This is a genomic window from Paenibacillus sp. FSL K6-4396 (assembly GCF_038002525.1).
GTDB lineage: Bacteria > Bacillota > Bacilli > Paenibacillales > Paenibacillaceae > Paenibacillus > Paenibacillus amylolyticus_B.
In genome coordinates this window covers 7,044,906-7,064,253 of sequence record NZ_JBBOCR010000001.1, presented here as the reverse complement: position 1 = coordinate 7,064,253, position 19,348 = coordinate 7,044,906, and the positions used below count along the sequence as shown (strand labels likewise).

Annotated in this window: 13 protein-coding genes; 11 read left to right on the top strand and 2 right to left on the bottom strand. The window is 45.5% G+C overall.

The window, feature by feature from the left end; translation table 11 throughout:
* Window positions 1-134 precede the first annotated feature (134 nt).
* Window positions 135-476 carry a hypothetical protein gene (locus tag MHB85_RS30765; RefSeq protein ID WP_047841001.1) on the top strand — a complete coding sequence of 114 codons (342 nt, stop codon included), beginning with the start codon at window positions 135-137 and terminating at the stop codon, window positions 474-476.
* A gap of 84 nt (window positions 477-560) precedes the next feature.
* Here MHB85_RS30765 and MHB85_RS30760 read toward each other — a convergent pair whose 3' ends face one another.
* Window positions 561-1,283, bottom strand: a complete 723-nt coding sequence (locus MHB85_RS30760; protein WP_105600596.1) for a YheC/YheD family protein — start codon at window positions 1,281-1,283, stop codon at window positions 561-563.
* A gap of 94 nt (window positions 1,284-1,377) precedes the next feature.
* On the opposite strand from MHB85_RS30760, the gene MHB85_RS30755 reads away from it, so the two are divergent.
* From MHB85_RS30755 to MHB85_RS30715, 9 genes are all read left to right on the top strand, one after another.
* Window positions 1,378-1,572: a hypothetical protein gene (locus tag MHB85_RS30755; RefSeq protein WP_091012255.1), complete on the top strand. Its 195-nt coding sequence runs from the start codon at window positions 1,378-1,380 to the stop codon at window positions 1,570-1,572.
* Between the two features lie 167 nt (window positions 1,573-1,739).
* Window positions 1,740-2,834: a bifunctional glycosyltransferase family 2/GtrA family protein gene (locus MHB85_RS30750; protein WP_091012257.1), complete on the top strand. Its 1,095-nt coding sequence runs from the start codon at window positions 1,740-1,742 to the stop codon at window positions 2,832-2,834.
* Window positions 2,834-5,125, top strand: coding sequence for a glycosyltransferase family 2 protein (locus tag MHB85_RS30745; protein ID WP_181155520.1), 2,292 nt, complete (start codon window positions 2,834-2,836; stop codon window positions 5,123-5,125). Before MHB85_RS30750 ends, MHB85_RS30745 begins: the two co-directional genes overlap by 1 nt.
* Before the next feature lie 11 nt (window positions 5,126-5,136).
* Window positions 5,137-6,990 (top strand): hypothetical protein, encoded by a 1,854-nt coding sequence (locus MHB85_RS30740; protein WP_105600594.1) that lies wholly within the window; start codon window positions 5,137-5,139, stop codon window positions 6,988-6,990.
* Window positions 6,991-7,414: 424 nt separating this feature from the next.
* On the top strand, window positions 7,415-10,297 hold the full coding sequence (locus MHB85_RS30735) for an S-layer homology domain-containing protein (protein ID WP_105600592.1): 2,883 nt from the start codon (window positions 7,415-7,417) through the stop codon (window positions 10,295-10,297).
* A gap of 134 nt (window positions 10,298-10,431) precedes the next feature.
* Window positions 10,432-12,186: a sensor histidine kinase gene (locus MHB85_RS30730; RefSeq protein WP_105600590.1), complete on the top strand. Its 1,755-nt coding sequence runs from the start codon at window positions 10,432-10,434 to the stop codon at window positions 12,184-12,186.
* Window positions 12,161-12,886 carry a response regulator transcription factor gene (locus MHB85_RS30725; protein ID WP_105600588.1) on the top strand — a complete coding sequence of 242 codons (726 nt, stop codon included), beginning with the start codon at window positions 12,161-12,163 and terminating at the stop codon, window positions 12,884-12,886. The genes MHB85_RS30730 and MHB85_RS30725 overlap by 26 nt, the downstream gene beginning before the upstream one ends.
* Before the next feature lie 407 nt (window positions 12,887-13,293).
* Window positions 13,294-15,237, top strand: coding sequence for a hypothetical protein (locus MHB85_RS30720; protein ID WP_341074181.1), 1,944 nt, complete (start codon window positions 13,294-13,296; stop codon window positions 15,235-15,237).
* Between the two features lie 26 nt (window positions 15,238-15,263).
* Window positions 15,264-16,025 carry a leucine-rich repeat domain-containing protein gene (locus tag MHB85_RS30715; protein ID WP_192136329.1) on the top strand — a complete coding sequence of 254 codons (762 nt, stop codon included), beginning with the start codon at window positions 15,264-15,266 and terminating at the stop codon, window positions 16,023-16,025.
* Between the two features lie 174 nt (window positions 16,026-16,199).
* Here the strand turns inward: MHB85_RS30715 and MHB85_RS30710 are convergent, their stop codons facing one another.
* Window positions 16,200-17,291, bottom strand: a complete 1,092-nt coding sequence (locus MHB85_RS30710; RefSeq protein ID WP_091013196.1) for a GntR family transcriptional regulator — start codon at window positions 17,289-17,291, stop codon at window positions 16,200-16,202.
* A 439-nt stretch (window positions 17,292-17,730) separates the two neighbouring features.
* On the opposite strand from MHB85_RS30710, the gene MHB85_RS30705 reads away from it, so the two are divergent.
* Window positions 17,731-19,347: a xylulokinase gene (locus tag MHB85_RS30705; protein ID WP_192136328.1), complete on the top strand. Its 1,617-nt coding sequence runs from the start codon at window positions 17,731-17,733 to the stop codon at window positions 19,345-19,347.
* Window position 19,348: the final 1 nt, after the last annotated feature.

Sequence of the window (19,348 nt, the reverse complement as noted above, 5' to 3'; positions counted from 1 at the left end):
ACAGTAAAGGGTGGCTTTTTTCGTGTTTGCGACCACTGTACAAACACACTTTTTCTACCTTGTCCACATTTATACCTTACCAAAACCATTCAATTGCATTTAATAGACTATCAATAAAAAAGGAGGTTTTGAGAATGGGAAATAGAAGACCTGGAGCACCTAGAGGTGGTTATGACCCTGTTCAGATCTATAACTCTACTTCGTTTAATGCAAGTGGGGTAGTGGAGTATGCATCCATCTTTTGTAGCAACGATAGATATAGTGTTCAGCGTGACGAGACTTGGAGATCTTCCGACCGTGGTGTGTGCCTGGTAACTAGAATCACCGCGACGGTTAGAACACCGAGTGGGAATATTGAAGCCGAGCCATATACCTCTTCAGGTACGTCGTACAGCCAGTTCGCCATTATACAGGTAGGGGTAAATCAGTTCCGAGTGACACGTGTTACAAGTGCGATTAGAAAATGCCGGAAATAACCGAAGAGGGTTAGTATTGAGATTAGGTACGAAATATGAAGAGACGACTTGCCCGGGCTAGCAGGCAGGTCGCCTTTTTTCGTTTTAATGTTTCTTGTACCATAATATTCTGCGGTACATCGAGGAGTCTTTCATACGTCGGAAAGGGCGCAAATCCGGTTGATAATTTCCTTCGATGATCCAAATTCGCCGTTTCTTGTCGACGGCTATATCGAACCCGACTTGTCTAAGCATGGGGTAATGCTCTCCCAATCGATTAGCGGCTAATCGTGCAACTTGTTCCGCTCTAACAAGCAAGCGCCGATCCCCAATTCGAGCTAATTTCAGTGCCTTAAGCACTGGAATGGGGCGGTTATTCACATTGGTGACTTGATATCCTTGTGCTGCAACTTTAGCATAGGAACCTGTCACCTTCCAAGTGGACGAGGGGCTTTTTTTGCGCTGAACCATGATCCGAATGTCGAACGGCCTGTGTTTAATTTGAGCAAGCTGCAGACGCTTTTGGACAATATATTCATCAGTTTTGTTTGTTTGTTCGAGCCATTCGAGTAACTGCTCGTTGTCTCTCATGGTGACCGTGTTATTTTCATTTTGAATACGATAAGCATTTGCGCCGTCTCGTCTAATGAACAGGATATCCCTTCCGTAACTCCCATTGCGAGGCTTCAGTACAACGCTGGGATATTGAAGAAGCATCTTCGTTAGCGTTTCCTTCTCAAGCAACTGTGTTTCTGGCAATCGTTCAGCGAGAGAAGGCTCATCGCGCAGAATGCCATACTGCAACCATTTGTCTCTTTCGAATAACATTGGAATCACAGCCTTTTTCAATCGTCTACGGTCATTCTAATTCAAATTCGTGATCCGCATAAGTGGCCATCCGTCTAGATTTGTAAGTCGAAGCATGTCCAATTGGTCGATGGAGACAGAAGATGAACTATTACGAGAAAAGACTGTATTCTGGGGAGGCGTTCATTCACGCTTCGAGTGGCTTCTGGATACGCAGGCGCACTTCTATCACCACCGTGGACAACTGCATGCTATGCTTGTACATGTGCTGAAACGAGAGCCAAATGTGCAATTGTTCGAGTGGTGCTAGACCAACCCTCAACTAGTATTTTCCGCCTATAAACTAGCTTATAAAAGGGTGCAACTTTTTTACCAATATATATACAAGTTATTCGTTTACTGTATGCCTTTTCGATGTTATACTCACAATATTCAAAAAAGAATTTGTGAAAATATGTCGAATTGAGGCTTATCGGGATGATTATAGATAGACAAAACGGCGAAACGATCATCCTCATTCCATCGCTTGAACCGGATGAGAGACTTCCAGCCTATGTACGGCAATTGCGAGAGTATGGATTTACTAATATTGTTATTGTGGACGACGGATCTGGTGAGGCCTACCAGTCGATTTTCGAGGAGCTTCGTGAGAACGGTTGTGCTCTGCTGACACATGCGGAAAATCAGGGCAAAGGTGCTGCACTCAAGACCGGATTTGAGTATATTGGGAAGCAATTCGACGCATCTTCTTTCGTCGTAACCGCAGATTCAGACGGACAACACGCAGCTGAGGATGTATACCGCATAGCCCAAGAAACAAGGCTTCATCCGGATTCGTTGGTGCTCGGGGTAAGGAACTTCAGCGAGGGGAATATCCCCCCAAAGTCCCTGTTAGGCAATCGGATGACCTCCTTTATTTTTGCCATGCTCTATGGTAAAAAACTGTCAGATACCCAGACTGGGCTTCGTGCCTTCGGTCCAGGGTTACTTGCGTTTATGCAGGATGTTCGCGGCACTCGATTTGAATATGAGCTGCAGATGCTTATCTCGTGCATTCAGTCTGGGATACCGATTCATACCATGCCAATCCAAGTCATCTATGAGAATGGCAATGCGGGCACTCATTTTAAAGCGATCCAGGATAGTGCTCGGGTCATGGGGGTGTTGTTCTCCAATTTCCTGCGGTTCATCTCATCATCGGTGGCTAGTTCTGTTGTGGATTTGGGCATTGCCTGGTTTTTAATAGACGCGTTGCGGCCCGTGTTGGGTGAGCAGCACTATTTAAGAATTCTGCTTGCAACCGTGATTGCGAGAGTTATTTCCATTGTAGTCAACTATGTACTGAACAGACATTTTGTATTCCGCAAGGAGGATAGCCAGGGAAGTTTATGGCGCTATCTAACGTTATGTGGAGTAGTGATTTTGCTTTCCAGTACCGGTGTATATATATTCCATACCGTTCTCTTCGTAGATGAGAAATTGGCGAAATTCGTCTGTGATGCCTTGCTGTTCCTGCTCAGTTTCCAATTGCAGCGAAGATGGGTATTTGCAGCAAGGAGGAAGCAGTTGTAGTGCAAAACGAAAAAAGGCAGAATATCTTTTTTGTCATCACGATGATCCTGATGTCGATTTATTTGGTATGGCGTACGTTCTTTACGTTGCCATGGGGTGAAGGCGTTCTGAACGTCATTTTTGGTATGCTGTTGATTGTCGCTGAAACGGTCACCGTACTGACAACCTTTGAATTATTCTTTCAAAAGATGCAAAAAGAACGTACACAGCTCGACTTTCCAATTGTGCCACCGGAATATTATCCGGATGTGGATGTATTTATTGCTACGCATAATGAGCCTGTTGATCTGTTATATAAAACGGTTAATGCCTGTACGTTCATGGATTACCCGGACAAGCAGAAGGTTCATATCTATCTCTGTGACGATGGAGCGAGACCAGAGGTGGAGGAGCTTGCCAGACAGTTTGGCGTGGGATATCTGGGGTTCCCCGGAAACAAGGATGCCAAGTCTGGTAATCTGAACAATGCACTGAGCAAAAGCTCTTCGCCGCTCATTGCAACGTTTGATGCGGATATGATTCCACAGCACACCTTTTTGATGAAAACGGTACCCTATTTCATGCTCTCCACGTTTATTAAGGAGAATGAGGTATGGCGTCCTCGCCGAGAGGACGAGATGGACCCTAAGTTCAAGCTTGGTCTGGTACAGACCCCGCAAAGCTTCTACAATCCGGATCTATTCCAGTTTAACCTGTATGCAGAGCAAGGTATTCCGAATGAACAGGATTTCTTCTCCAGAGAAGTGAACATCCTGCGTAATGCCTCCAATGCGGTAGCCTATACAGGAAGTAATACGATCATTTCCCGGCAGGGCATGGAAGACATCGGAGGTTTTCCGCTTAATACGATCACCGAGGACTTTGAGACAAGCATCCGCTTGCAGCAGGAAGGTTATATTACCTATGCTACTCAGGAAGTTCAAGCTGCCGGGCAGACGACAACCACAGTTAAGAGCATGATTAAGCAACGGATTCGCTGGGCAAGGGGTATCATTCAGAGCCTGCAGAATACGCGTGCACCTATATCGGGGAAGCTTCCTTTCTGGACGAGAGTAACCTACTTGAGCAGTTTCTTATACTGGTGGTCCTTCTTTAACCGCTTGATATTCATTTTGGCGCCTATTTTGTTTGCGTTATTCGACTTCCAGATTGTAAATACAACCTTCTGGCAAATCTTAATATTCTGGCTTCCATCCTATTTCTTCTATAGTCTATCCATGCGATATCTGTCCAGCAATATTCGGAATCAGCGATGGAGTCAGGTTATCGATACGATATTTATGCCTTATCTGATCTGGCCGGTTCTCCTGGAGACGGTGGGCATTCGTGAGAAAAAGTTCAAAGTTACCAACAAAAGCAGAGCGAACGGTCGACAATGGATGTCTGCTCTGTTATATGCACTTCCGCATATTTTCCTGCTGTTGCTTTCCATTGCGGCCGTGATTCGGTATGTCAACGGCAAGTACGGGATCGCGCTGTTCTTCAGCAGTATCATTATTTTCTGGCTGGTTCATAACATGATCGCGCTATGTTACGCCCTGTTCTTCATGATTGGCCGTCGTGCGTATCGGGAGACAGAACGGATTCGGGCGCAGGAAGATGTCATGATCCACGATCAAGCCAACAATCTGCGGTATCAGGCCAAAACGGTGGATGTATCTGAACAAGGGATTGCCTTCTATGTCCCTTATCCCATTTATTTGGCTGAGCAGAAGATCATCTCTCTGGTCGTCAAAACCGAGCGATATGAGGCCAACCTCGATGCAGTCATCGTTTATGTGAAACAGGATGGAGAGGGCTGGCGTTACTCCGCAACGGTTCAGCCAGTCGATGAGCATGATAACCGCCAATATATGCAAATCATCTACGACCGTAAACACTCCTTGCCAGAGCAGATGAATCTGTGGGATACGGCTTATGACGATATGTTACGTAATGTGAAAAAACGTATTGTTCAACCCAGATCGGATCAGCGAAAAATGCCGCGGCTTTCCCTTCAGCTTCCAGTTCATTTCACCAATGATGCTAGCTGTACACTGCGAAGCTTCAATTATCGTTTCTTCTCCGCGACGGGTTTCCACGGGGATATTGCTTCGGGAGCGGTGGTTACTTTTTATACGAAGAGTAATATTGAAGTCATTCTGCAACATACGGGAAAAACGACAGCCCGTGAGCGCGAAGTGCTTCTCTCGGTGGAGAATATCGATGATATTGTAGAGAAGGGCCTGATCGACCAATTGCTGACTGATTTGATTCAGCCACATTCCGATCGTTCCACCAGAGAGGGTTAGGAGAGACCAAGATGCTCATTGTGCTTCATTTTGTGATGGGAGTTTTATTAATAATCTCCTTTGTTGGTTACATGCAGTTTGTTCGGAAGACACTTGCACTACGGTGGGAATTTATCCCTGTATTTGTGTTTTCCTCGATTGCCTGCATCGTATATTTCGCTGGCTTGGCAGGTCAGCTCTTTATAGGAAGTATCATTGTGTTGATACTAGGCTTGGTGTTTGTTAGAGGTACGCTGGTTCGAGCTGTCCTACAAGGGACCAAACCAAATGTATTGTTCTCGTTATTTCAGCTTTCTTTTCTGGGCGGAACGTTCATCTTTTTGCTGATTCTGTTCCAAAATGAACTGACACACTACGATAATTTCTCGCACTGGGCTATCGTTTTGAAGCAGATGTTGAGTACAAATGCCTTTCCGACGCCAGACTCCAACCTGATTGATTTTAAAAACTATCCGCTTGGGACTTCGTCATTTATTTATTATGTCTGTCGCTTCATGGGGCATTCCCAGTCCGTGATGCTTTTGGCACAAGGTCTGCTGATCTTTTCCTGTTTTTATGCCATGTTTGGCATCGTTTCGGAGAAGAAACGCTTTCTTTTGTACGCTTTTCTCGGACTCGGTTTATCGACGCTTTCCTTTTTCAATCTTACGATTCGGATTACCAATTTACTCGTGGATTTCTTGCTTCCGATCTACGCGCTCGCGATCCTGGCGGTTATTTACCAATATCGTCATGAGATCAAAAAGGCATGTATTGTTGTTCTTCCGCTTGCCGGATTGCTAACCATTATCAAAAGCACAGGGATTATTTTTGCCGCGATCGGCCTAATCTTCCTGGTGTATACATGGTTGAGAAATGGGCAACGCTCGAACTGGAAAGTCGGACTGGCTGTGCTGGGTACCATTGGTGGTTCATTACTTCCGTATTTCGGCTGGAGCTGGCGAATGGCGACGGTATTCCAAGGGATTGATAACAAGTTCGAGGGCACAGCCTCGGTGATCAAAGCGGGCAAGACGGGGGAACAGAAATGGGAGATTCTGATGCTCTTCCTGAAATCAAGCATGGATATCACGTCCAGGCCAGTGCTTGGCATTGTACTTTTCCAGCTTGTCGCGATTGGCGCTTCGATATTTGCCATTGTTGTGCTCAAGAAGAAGTGGAACTTATGGAAAGCATTAATTGCTTTGGACGTTGTAGTGTTACTGTACTATGCAGGCATCCTGGCGTTATATCTCTTCTCCATGCCACTGGATGAAGCCATTGTCCTGGCAGGCTTTGAGCGTTATGCATCGAGTATCGTGGTCCTGTTCGCCGGTGGGCTGGTATTGTGCGCTGCGATCGATCTGGAGCGTTCATTCCACTATCGGATCGGTGAAGTGCCTGATTATCAATCCTTTAAGACGGTCAAGACGAAGGGTCATTATCAAAAAGGGATTATCGGCTGTATGGCGGTTGCGGCGACCATCCTTTTATCGGAATACAACGGGATCGTCTCGATTGCCAAGACCTACGATACAACGCTCCCTTACAAGATTCATGCGGTTACCGGTGATCGGTGGTACCCAGGTGGGCAGGAGGATAATAATAGATATCTCTTCTACGCCTCAGACAGGGACCAGCAGGTCACGAACTATTACATGCAATATGTAGGGAAGTATTTCTTATATGCTCCACATGTGGACGGGATCGTGTTGTTCTATGAGGATAATATGGACAACCTTCTGAGCGGCTACGATTATCTGGTGGTCGTCGAGACGGATTTCAATGCCAAGTGGTTGCTGAAAAAACATTATGGCATCGACATGCAGGAAGGTATCTACAAAATCACCCGTTCCGGGGATCAGATCGTTCTTACGTTGACGTAGGATATAGATGATTTTGTTCTGGTCAAGTCATTCATGATGCTGGATGGAGGAAAGGAGGCAAAATGCTACGCGTAGCTAGCATCTGCCTCTTTCTAAACTAAGCAGCTACTCTGGTAGTTGAGAAATAAACAAGCTAATTCCAGTCACCGGAGTTGGCTTGTTTATTTCTCTTAACTGTTTGCTAATGAAGGCCTTGCCATGTTAGGAGTAATTCGTCCATTCCATCTCGTGGTATTGCGCAAGCAATTCGCACGAATTATCCTGTCGCATTTCCTTGTCCCCTTTTTCTACTCCTTTCGGTCAATAGATAGGATGGGCAATACAATGTATAGTAGGACTTTAATATGAATGACCGATGATGCTTACAAAAGCGTTGAGGTGAGAGACGGATTGTGAAAGCGGAAAAAGGAGTGGGGAATACATAATGAAAAGAAAATGGATGGTTGTTATCGTTGTTTTGCTGGCGATTGGGCCTTGGATGGGATTGGGGCCGTTGCCTGTTCAGGCGGCACATGTCTTCAGCGGAGGGGGAAATGGCAGTCCAATCGATCCGTATATCATACGTACAGCAGAGGATTTGGATCATGTTCGAGATGACTTGAAGGCAAGTTATAAGCTCCAATCGGACATTGATTTAACCTCCTATGGCTACTGGCAGCCAATCGGCACCTCATCAGCCAATGCGTTTGAAGGTCAATTGGATGGAGCTGGTTACACGATTAGTGGAATGACTATCGTCTCTTCTGCTGATATCATCGGTCTGTTCGGTTATGTGCGCGAGCCTGCAACGATTTACAATGTGCGATTGGAGAATGTGAATATTACATCTTCTAATGCAAACGGCCAAGTCGGTGGACTTGTTGGTTTAGCCTCTGCTTCGAGTACATACCTTATGTTAGACCGTATTTCAGTAACCGGTGAGATACATAGTAATGGTTTTTCAACTGGCGGCCTAGTCGGACAAACTTCATTAATTGCTCTAGTGAATAGCGATGCGCACGTCCGCATATATTCGGTTGGCAATACTCATGTAGGGGGATTAGTGGGGTATAACGGTAATAGTATTATCGAAAAGAGTTACGCAACAGGTGACGTTTCAAGCGACAGAAATGCTGGCGGGTTAGTTGGTTATTATAGTGGCAGTAGCAATATTCGTAACAGTTATGCAACGGGTCATGTGACGGGCGTTGGTAATGCGGCTATCGGCGGGTTAATAGGTGCAGGGAATTCTGGAACTGTTGAGGATAGTTATGCAACGGGGACTGTCACGCGTGACAACGGCTTAGCTGGTGGTTTGGTCGGAGATAACAACATCATCATTGGCAGCGGTATGTCCATCGCCAACTCTTATTGGAACTTGAGCGACAATCCCGGGCTCAATACGACAGGCAACCAATCGGGAATAGACGGAGCAATGAGTCTGGACGCAATGAAAGAGTGGGTCACTTATATAGGGTGGGATTCCGCGATTTGGGGAATTCAAGAAGACATGAGCCACCCCTACTTGAAGTCTTTCTCTCCCGTGTTGAGGGTGGATCCGCTCTCATCAGCGACGTATTCCACGGAACTAGGGGATAACCAGTTCATGATCTCCGGTTATGTCCGGGATGGTAGCATTGGTGAGCCTCTGGAAGTTAGCTATACGATCAAGAATGCTTCGAATGGTACTGTAACTCAAGATGTATATGCAATTAACGCTACAAGTAGCAATCAAACCTTTAACTTTCCGGTCACGATCGACGAGAGCACCTACACACCGGGAACCTATACGATAAAAATAACAGCAAGCGATTCGGTTCCAGCGCATGAGCAGTTGCAATCCTTAACGTTTGGGGTAGAGGATAAGACACCTCCAGCGGCACCGATCATAACGATTCCGAGCAACGGACACATGACGAATAATGCGACGCCAACGGTTAGCGGCACGTCGGAAGCGGGAGCTACGGTCACGGTTGTACTGGACGGAACTGTTGCGGGAACGGCAACGGCAGGGAGTAACGGAAGCTGGGCGTGGGCGGTAGAATCGCCATTGCCAGAAGGCACGCATATGGTGAAGACGAGGGCAAGCGACGTAGCGGGCAATGTGGGCCCGGATTCAGCGATACATACGTTCACAGTGGATGTGACGCCGCCGATCATTACGTTGATTGGAAGTCCGTCCATGCAAATTAAGATAGGCAGTGCCTACACAGATCCTGGCGCAAAAGCGCAAGATGCGGTTGATGGTGATTTGACCTCGCAGATCAAGGTGACCGGAACGGTAAATGTGAATCGAGCGGGAAGCTATGTACTTACTTACAAATTGCAGGATAGCTCTGGAAATGCAGCCGCGTCCGTGCTTCGAACAGTAGATGTCGTAAGCTCCGGTGGAGGATCAGGAGGAGGATCAGGATCAGGAGCAGGAGCAGGAGCAGGAGGATCGGGATCATCCAGCGTAGAGCAATCTCCTAACGCAAATCTGGCTCAATTAACTCTTCGTGTTGGAGGTTCCACAGAGGAACTAACGCCTCAATTTGCTCCAGAGATTACGGAGTATACCATGGAGACATCTGGTGAACAACTGGTGCTTCACTGGGTTGCTGCTGATTCGAAGGCAGTCGTTAAGCTGCTGAGTAAGCCTGTAATTGATACGACAAGCATTCCTTTAGTAATGGGAACTCAGACGATTAAGATTACCGTTCAAGCGGAAAATGGAACCCGCAAGGTCTACACCATTACGGTTACACGTCTTGACGATAACGAAAACACATCTGCGAGTCCCGAATGTGCTTTTACAGACATTCAGGCTCACTGGGCAAAGACGGATATTTGTGAAGCAGCGAGATTGCAGATCGTTGAAGGGGTGAATACAAATAGCTTTGCTCCTGATAGAACCGTAACACGGGCAGAGTTTGCCGTCATGTTGCTGCGAACACTCCAGATTCCAAGCGTGCAACAATCAGTTGCCAATCCCTTCAGTGATAAGTACAGTACACCCGAATGGGCGCAATTGGCCATTCACACGGGAGCAATCGAGGGAATTCTCAACGGATACCCAGATGGAACATTTCGCCCGCAGCAGGAGATCGATCGGGCAGAAATGGCAGTAATGCTTGCAAAAGCGCTGAAGTGGGAGACAGATATCGAGTCTGATCTAAACTTCTCTGACCGTGCAAGCATTCCAGCTTGGGCACAATCTTATGTGAAAGCTGCACACGAAAATGGACTCCTGCAAGGTCGGGGAGACAACCAATTCGTACCGGATGGAGTGACAACCAGAGCGGAAGCAGCCGTCGTAATGCTCAGACTCTGGAAGTCACTGTACTAATCTCAAGGTGAGATAGAACTTACTGCAATTTGTTGTCTTGTATTAGAGAGACCTATATAATGTGGAGAGAAACTCCTGTTATATAGGTTTTTTTATATATTATTATTCTAATTCATCCATAAAGGACCTCCCTCATGAATTCCACAATAGAGCTTGTTGTTATGATTGCTTCGGTAATGATGACCTGCATCATTCTTATCTCGGTATACGGGTTCAGAAAAGAGCGTGGTGTAAAGTATCTTCTCGGTGTCATTGTATGCCGAATTACTTACTCCATCGGTGTCATTCTGGAGAGAAGCAGCTATGAATTAGGAGACAAGCTGATTTTTCGCAATGTACATCAAACGGCTCTTAGTTTAATGGTGCCTTTCTTCTTATTGTTCACCCTCGAATTAATCGGCCGAGACAAGTTTCTTAGACCCCGCTGGAAGATTGGGCTTTTCATCATATTCGCACTCTGGTCACTGCTCATGTGGTTCAATTCAGAGTTACATATGATCTATCGATCATTAGAACTTCATGATGGTCATTTGGTCACAGTCAAAACGGGATATTCCATTATGTTCTCTATGATTTGTTATAGTATTGTAGCTATATCTTTTTATTTGTTATTTCATTATATTCGAAATATTCGCGGTGATTTGCGAAAACCGATCATGTGGGTTCTGTTTTTCGCCTCTTTTTCTGTTGTTTTTGAGATTATTAGATTCGTGCACCCTGCATGGTCCTCGTGGCTCCTTTCGTTTACGGTTTACTGCAGTTTTATAGGTATGATCATGCTCGTGATTGTGTTGCGATTCAAGTTTTTCTCTATCGTTCCATTTGCAAGGAACATGGTGCTTGATACACTACAGGAGAGTATTCTAATTGCGAATGCTTCGGGCAAGATCATCGACAACAACAAACAAGCCTCCGAGTGGTTCTCGAAGCTGGGTCATCCCTCCATTTCTGGTCAGAATATTACGAATTTGCTTGCAAGATGGCCCAGTTGGTACACGTTGTGCGAGTCTATGCAACCGGGCAATGTCGAGATTGAAGTTTGGTTGGATGGCGAAAGAAAGATGTACAGTATTAACATATATCCGCTGCATACGCAGCGTAAGCAGAGACAAGGGGTTATCTCTCTGATTTTCGATATTACGGAGAAACAGCAGCATTTGGATCAAATTGCTCAACTCAGCCAATTGAAGGATCAACTGGTTACAATCGTATCACACGATATTCGTACTCCGCTGGCGGTGCAGTTTCAACTCGTTGAATTGTTGGAGGAAGATAGAGAAAGCTTCAGGCCAGATCATCGGGAAATCATTGAGCAGTTGGGGAACCAGACTCGCACTACACTGGGAATGACTAATAATTTGTTAGAATGGTTCCGCAGTCAGAGTGAAGACATGGTGCTTCGTCCACAGTTATTGGAGTTAACTGAAGTTGTGGAGGAATGCTTTCATATGCTGCATATTCAAAGTGAGGTAAAACAGATTAGGGTGAATTACAGTATTGCTCCAGGCACTTGTGCGTATGTAGATCGAGAAGCACTTGGATTAATTATTCGCAATCTGTTATCCAATGCTATTAAATTTACTGGGGTTGGCGGCTCCATCCATGTATCCGCTCATCTATCGGGAGAAAAGGTAACTGTTTCTATCCGCGATAATGGGATCGGTATGGAAGAGGAGTACGTTCGGCAATTATTCGGAGAAATGCGGCTGGGTTCATTGCCGGGCACCTTGGGCGAGAAAGGTACAGGACTTGGACTGATCGTGAGCCGACAATTCGCCCAGCGAAGCGGCGGAGTCTTGTGGGCGGATAGTAAATTAGGCGAAGGAAGTGTGTTTCACTTCACCATGAGAGGCGGAACAGGAGATGAAAGTTCTTATCGTGGACGATGAGTTCGCGATGCTGCTCGCTATGAAGCGAATGCTGTCGAATATGGAAGGCGTTAATCTTGTCGGAAGCTTCCGAGATGCGGCAGAGGCACTGGACTTTGTCCGGGGCAGCAACGTGGATCTAGCTATTTTGGACATCATGATCGCTGGGGACAATGGATTAGAGTTGGCTCGCAACTTGCGCTCAATTCGTGCTGAACTTGATATTGTGTTTACAACCTCCCACGCAGAATTTGCGCTGAATGCCTATGACGTTTATCCATTAGACTATATGGTCAAGCCAATTTCTAGAATTCGGCTGGCTCAGACGATCACAAGAGCAATGAATAAACGCAGTATATCGTCGGATGAGTCAATTGAGGGATGGGCTGGTAACCATGCAGCCAATGAAGACGAGTCTATATCCAATACATCATATGTGGTGGAAGCACCGGCGCTGGTCGCACTACTGACATCGCGAGAGAGAGAAGTGCTACAGGGCATTGCAGCCGGATCGACTAATGAAGAAATAGCCGAACAGCTACAGATCAGCTTGAGTACAGTCAAGGTTCATGTAAGACATATATTCTCGAAACTTGAGGTACATAATCGTGTTAGTGCGGTTGCCCGGGCACATGACCTTGCCGTTATAGGTAGCGGGAGTAACCCCATCATACGCAGGGAGAAGTCTCCCAATAAAAAGAGTGATTCCGAATTATCATGAAGTAGCAAACCGCCTAATGAACATTGGGCAGCTTTCTCTTCGTGTTCATGTGTTTCCCCTTCCTGAATCTTAAATTATATTTGGTGGTGCTGAATATCCGGGTTGATCCATCCCATCCATGGGGATGTGAACAAGTAGATATATAAAACCTTTATATAACTGATAATGATTATCAACATCAATGAATATATCTTTTTATTAAAGGCAGTGTCAATGAAAAAATTATAAACGCCTATATTATATTAGGGTTACATTCCTGGATGAAGTAGTCCATTATCCGTTCTTAACGGAACAGTTATAGGATGAGAGCGGGAGGGTTTCTATTAAATTAGGATGAAGATAATATCCATGTGTTTCATTCCAGATCATGGTATATTTCTAGTATTAAATAATGTAAGGAGATAACTATGAGTCGCACACTAGTTTTTTCACTAAAAGTAATACCTCTGCTGTTAACTACGATTCTGCTGTTTTCCCTAATTTCTGTACATCCTGCCCAGGCAGAGGGTGAAGTTGCGAACATTGAGGATACTGTAGTAAAAAGTCAGTTGAACCTTAATTGGTCTTCGTTCGATGAGTTAAATAGTGGATTTTCTTATTCCATTGCCTATGGTGGAGGGATTTATATGATGCCAGCTGCTGGAGGCTATGTGAAAACCTCTAAGGACGGAGTTACATGGAAGACAATCTATACCGGCAATCCAGTAGATTTTAGTTTGATTATTCGTGGAAAGTCAGAATTCATGGGTTTTCGTGAGGAAGCAGATATCGTAACCGTATGGACATCCACTGATGGTCTGTCATGGGAGAAGTTAAATAATTCAATACATATAAGATTTTTAAAAGACGCCGTATGGAACGGGAAACGATATATTGCAGTTGGTGGAACAACATATGAAGGAAAGATTTTCTCTTCAGAGGATGGATTAACGTGGACCGAGCGAAAAACAGGGATCTCCACCAATTTTACAGCAGTAGCATGGGGCAATAATACCTTCGTGGCTCAAGGTTATGAAGGTGGAGTCGTAGCGGTATCCAAAGACGGAATTACCTGGAAAAAGGTGAAGACCAATCAGCCTAATTATGAGCAAGTTTGGGATATGACCTATGGCGGTGGAGCCTTTGTTGCTGTAGGGGATGCAACGATCATGACCTCGAAGGATGGACAGAAATGGACATACGTATCGTCCAAAGCCTTTTGGTCCAAGGTGTACTGGGCAAAGGACAGGTTTTATATTTTTGGTTTTGAATATGTGAATAAAGCTAATCATGTCCTGAAGGAGGTCAACTGGACATCCAAGGATGGTAAGAGCTGGAGCGATGCTGGGTTTGCAACTAGCCCTAAGCAGAACCCGTTGTTTACCATTCACAACGGCAAACAGTATATAACGATTACGAATGCTGGTATTCAAACATCTGCGGATGGGCGCAAATGGAAGCTGACAAAGCGATATTCTTTTGTGCTTCCAAGTAACGTATATGAAGCAGCAGTGAGCAAGGATAGGCTGGTGCTGGTGGGTGGGTACCGTAGCCAGCTTAACTTCCTTTCCGTCAGCTCGCAGGGTTCTGCAAAGATGAACACGGCTGGCAAATGGCAATCTTCTTATGTGGATCAAGCGTATCCACTTCGGGGAGTTGTATGGTCAGGGAAGGACTTTTTTGCGGTAGGAGATAACGGGAAGATGATGTCCTCTGTTGATGGGGTAAAGTGGACAGTCATTAAATCACCGACAACTCAATCACTTACGAGTGTGTTATATGCCAATAATACGTATTACGTGCCAGGGGAGGCCGGCACGATTCTTTCTTCCAAGGATCGGAAGACGTGGAGAACATTGAACACTAATGTAAAGAGAAAAATCAATGCGATGGCATCAAACGGCACAACACTGGTAGCCGTTGGAGAAAAAGGGCTTTTGCTCGTCTCCGAGGATGGTCTGAAGTGGAACGAAATCCCGGCACGGTTCCCTGGACATAATTTCGATGTGGTATGGGGTGACGGGAAATTTGTCGTGACCACTGCTAGTCACTATGGGAATGCACAGAGTGCGGTTATTTTGACTTCAGAGGACGGTAAGAAATGGGCGAGGACAGAGTTCCGTGACGAATTATATGCTCGTGGAATGAACACTGGATTCTTTGGCATCTCATACGTGGGCAATCTCTTTATTGCTGTCGGCAGTGAAGGTTCCATCTTCCTTTCCGATGACGCTGAGAAATGGACCAAGCAGGATGTCTTGACGGTAGACGATTGGTACGATGCGGTGGAGTTTAAAGGGAAAGTGTACGTCTTTGGAAATACAGGTAAAATCGTTACGGCTGACCTCAACTCCTTGAAACGGAGCCACTAATTAAGATGCTTAAAAGGAGAATCTATATGCGTAATCAATTCATCAAAAGTATGATCGTTTTATGTTTGGTTTTTGTACTATTACCGACCACTATTATCTCGGCTGCATCGCTTATCAAAGACCCGGTCTTGGCCAAAGTTATTCGAGCAGATTTGAAGCTGCCTGCTAAGAAGGAACTAAAGGCTGCCGATTTGAAAAAATTAAAATCCATATATGCTATGGAAACGAAAAGTAAGATTTCCAACTTGCAAGGTCTTGAACATGCCGTTAATATGACGGATTTATTCTTGCCTGGCCAAAATATAAAAAATATTAAACCACTCAACAAGTTAAAGAAATTGACGTTCTTAGCGGTTGAGGGCAATCAGATTACAGATATCTCGCCATTATCAGGTCTGGCTAATCTGCAAAATCTGGTTATGGATGATAACAAAATCAAAAGCTTGGCTCCATTAAAAAATATGCGTAAGCTGACCAGTCTGCTCGCCAGTGGGAATCAGGTGACTGATCTAAGTCCTCTTCAGAAGTTAAAGCTGGAATGGATCATTATGAATGATAATAAAATTCAGGATCTGACACCTTTAAAAAATCATCCGACCTTGGAGTATCTATATGTAGAAGATAACCTCATTGAGGATATTGCAGTGCTCGAAACCATCCCACATCTGACAGAGGTATATCTGGCGAACAATCCTTTGAATGATCGTGCTGAGCAGGTAGTAGAGAACCTGAAGAAGAAAGGCATCGTTGTAAGCTTGGTAAGCGAAGAAGCGGATCAGGCGCAGTAAGTGGTGTCTGTTTCGGCTAAAGCAGATTAAATTATTTATATCGGAAAAGGTTAATCCCTCATTATATGGAACAAGAACAAAGAAGGCCGCAGATGATTCTGACGGCCTTCTTTAAGTGTGTTGGACAGGAACGCTCGGTAACAACTTTCTCGCTTTTCCGTTTCCGCACCAATATTATTCCACTTCGATCTCCTTCACCGTCTCCCCCTCAACCAGCACCGGCTGATAGTAGGTTTTCGTTGGCAGATCCTTTTTGCCTTGCAGATTCTTGATTACCCAATCGGCAGAATCACGGCCCATTTGTTCTTGGGGATGAGTCAGCGTGGTAAGCCGGATGTTGGCGTTCTTGGCGATGTATGAATTGTCCTGTCCAATGATGGATAACTCATCCGGGATCGAGATACCCAGTTGCCTACAGGCGTGCACGACTTCAAGTCCTACTTCATCGTTGTAACAGACGATTGCGGTGAGCGAATCCCTGTTTTCATCCAGATACGTTGCTACATTAGAGGATAACTCCGGTTTCGATGCGGTATCAAAGGAAAGCACTTGATCAGGATGGAACCGTAACTTCGCTTCACCAAGTGCTTTGATGTACCCTTTCATCCTGTACTTACCCTGCAAATCATCCATTTTCGCAATAATGCCGATCTGGGTATGGCCTTTGGCGATCAATTCACGTGTGGCGAGATAACTGGATTGCACGTCATCCAGACAGAAGAAAGGAACCTCCAGCTCTTCATAAAAGGCATTAATCATCGTAAACGGTACATCCTGCTCCTTGAATGACAGGTAGTATGCAATATTGGGATTATACAGATTACTTTTGGTCGGTTCCACAATCAGGCCATCCACACCGTAGGAGAGCATCATTTCGAGTGCTTTTTTCTCCTGTGCCACATCATTATTGGTGCTGGCGAGCAGTAACGAGTAGTTGTCCTCATTCAGACGACTCTCAATACCGCGGATAATGGAAGGAAAGATGTAATCCGAGATGTATGTTGTAATCACGCCAATGGTTTTTTTTGACGTATTGCCGCCTGATCGTGATCGATACTGATTGCTAACGTAAGTTCCGGAACCCTTTTCGCTTCGTAAAAATCCTTCGTTCGATAACTCCAAAATAGCCTTCCGCACCGTCTGGCGACTTACATTGTAGCTCTCCTGTAATGCCAACTCGGTTGGAATCTGTTCGCCTATGCTATATGCCCCCGAGAGGATATGACTCTTTATATCATCAATGATGACCTGGTATTTTGGCTTCACGTAGTCCACTTCTTTCATCGTTACTCATCTATATCAACCTTATTGTTCAAATAGTTGTACGTACATATTTTAGCATGATTCAGTTTGAATGCATATAAAACAGCATATTTTTCGAAATGAACCGTACATATCCAGCCTTTTTGCAGAGAGGTGTACCTTACAGCATAGCCACTTTATAGCCGTATAAGACCTTTGAATGGTCAGTTAGAGTACAATATGTGTCCTTTGTAAGTATAACTATTATATATGATTGACAAATGTACGTACAAAAAATATACTAAGGCTGTCAGAAAAGGAAAGCGCATTCTTTGAAAACACAGATTTTTGAACAACCTCTTATACAAAATTCATGAGTAGTTACTGCATAAGTAGAAGCTTCACCTTATATATGCATCCTTAGGGATGAGGAATCACAACCGGAGAGGGGATACACGTGATTATGAGTCAATTGGACTTGAAAGAAGCCATTACCAAGGGCGCTACTTCGCTCGGAATTGAATTTGGATCAACGCGGATTAAGGCGGTGTTGATTGACGAGCGTTTTGAGACCATCGCGTCAGGCAGTTATGAATGGGAGAACCTTCTGAAAGACGGATATTGGACGTACAACCAGGAAGATATCATCACAGGTCTGCAGACGGCTTATCGTGAGATGAAGCAAGATGTGGAACAGAAATACGGAATTACGCTGCGAACGGTCGGTTCGATCGGATTCTCGGCCATGATGCACGGATATGTGGCATTGGATAGCGCGGGCGAACTGCTGGTACCTTTCCGCACCTGGCGTAACGCGACGACGGGAGCAGCTGCAAGGGAGCTGACGGAACTTCTGCAATTCAATATTCCTGAACGCTGGAGCATTGCTCACTTGTACCAAGCCATCTTAAACGAAGAGGTACACGTACCTCAGATCGATCATCTGACAACTTTGGCTGGATACATCCACTGGTTGCTGACGGGCAATAAGGCGATTGGCATCGGCGATGCGTCAGGCATTTTCCCAATTGACGAGTCTACACATAATTACCACCCATCCATGATCCAACAGTTCGATGAACGGATCGCAGGCAAAGGTTATCCGTGGAAGGTTGAGGATCTTCTTCCGAAAGTATATCTCGCTGGTGAGAACGCAGGTGCATTGACAGAAGCGGGAGCCAAGTTGCTCGACCCTTCGCAAGATCTGCAAGCAGGCATTCCGCTCTGCCCGCCAGAGGGCGATGCCGGAACGGGTATGGTAGCAACGAATAGCGTGAGAAAACGTACGGGGAACATCTCGGTCGGCACCTCGGTATTTGCCATGATCGTGCTGGAGAAGGAACTATCCAAAGTGTATCCGGAGATCGATATGGTCACCACACCGGATGGTAGCCCAGTAGGGATGGTGCATGCCAACAACTGTTCCAGTGATATCAACGCATGGGTGGGACTGTTCCGTGAGTTTTCTCAAGCGATGGGATATGAAGTGGATAACGGCAAGTTGTTCAGCGTGTTGTTTAACAAAGCTTTGGAGGCAGACCCAGATGGTGGTGGCTTGCTCAGCTACGGTTACTACTCAGGCGAGAACATTACAGGACTTGAGAAAGGCCGTCCATTGTTCGTCCGCTCCCCGGAAAGCAACTTTAATCTGGCAAACTTCATGCGGACACATCTGTTTAGTGCCTTCGGTGCACTTAAGCTGGGTATGGACATCCTGACGGAGGAAGAGAATGTAGCCATTGATAGCATTTTGGCTCACGGTGGCCTGTTCAAGACCCCTGTCGTCGGACAACGGATTGTAGCTGCTGCGATGAATGTACCGGTGTCGGTCATGTCTACCGCTGGTGAAGGCGGCGCATGGGGCATGGCGCTTCTGGCTTCGTACATGATCAACAAGGATCAAGAGGAGAGCCTGGATGTGTTCCTGGAGCAGAAAGTCTTTAACGATGTTGAGGGAGTCGAAGTGGCGCCAGATGCATCGGATGTGAAGGGATTTGAAGCATTTATCGAACGCTATCGGAGTGGACTTGCGATTGAGCAATCAGCTGTAGATCATCTGGTAGAGAACGGGAGGGAATAAC

Bases quoted from the DNA above. Each gene is read 5' to 3' on its own strand.
- MHB85_RS30765 (WP_047841001.1), top strand. From the start codon at position 135: ATGGGAAATAGAAGACCTGGAGCACCTAGAGGTGGTTATGACCCTGTT.
- MHB85_RS30760 (WP_105600596.1), bottom strand. From the start codon at position 1,283: ATGTTATTCGAAAGAGACAAATGGTTGCAGTATGGCATTCTGCGCGAT.
- MHB85_RS30755 (WP_091012255.1), top strand. From the start codon at position 1,378: ATGTCCAATTGGTCGATGGAGACAGAAGATGAACTATTACGAGAAAAG.
- MHB85_RS30750 (WP_091012257.1), top strand. From the start codon at position 1,740: ATGATTATAGATAGACAAAACGGCGAAACGATCATCCTCATTCCATCG.
- MHB85_RS30740 (WP_105600594.1), top strand. From the start codon at position 5,137: ATGCTCATTGTGCTTCATTTTGTGATGGGAGTTTTATTAATAATCTCC.
- MHB85_RS30735 (WP_105600592.1), top strand. From the start codon at position 7,415: ATGAAAAGAAAATGGATGGTTGTTATCGTTGTTTTGCTGGCGATTGGG.
- MHB85_RS30730 (WP_105600590.1), top strand. From the start codon at position 10,432: ATGAATTCCACAATAGAGCTTGTTGTTATGATTGCTTCGGTAATGATG.
- MHB85_RS30725 (WP_105600588.1), top strand. From the start codon at position 12,161: ATGAAAGTTCTTATCGTGGACGATGAGTTCGCGATGCTGCTCGCTATG.
- MHB85_RS30720 (WP_341074181.1), top strand. From the start codon at position 13,294: ATGAGTCGCACACTAGTTTTTTCACTAAAAGTAATACCTCTGCTGTTA.
- MHB85_RS30715 (WP_192136329.1), top strand. From the start codon at position 15,264: ATGCGTAATCAATTCATCAAAAGTATGATCGTTTTATGTTTGGTTTTT.
- MHB85_RS30705 (WP_192136328.1), top strand. From the start codon at position 17,731: ATGAGTCAATTGGACTTGAAAGAAGCCATTACCAAGGGCGCTACTTCG.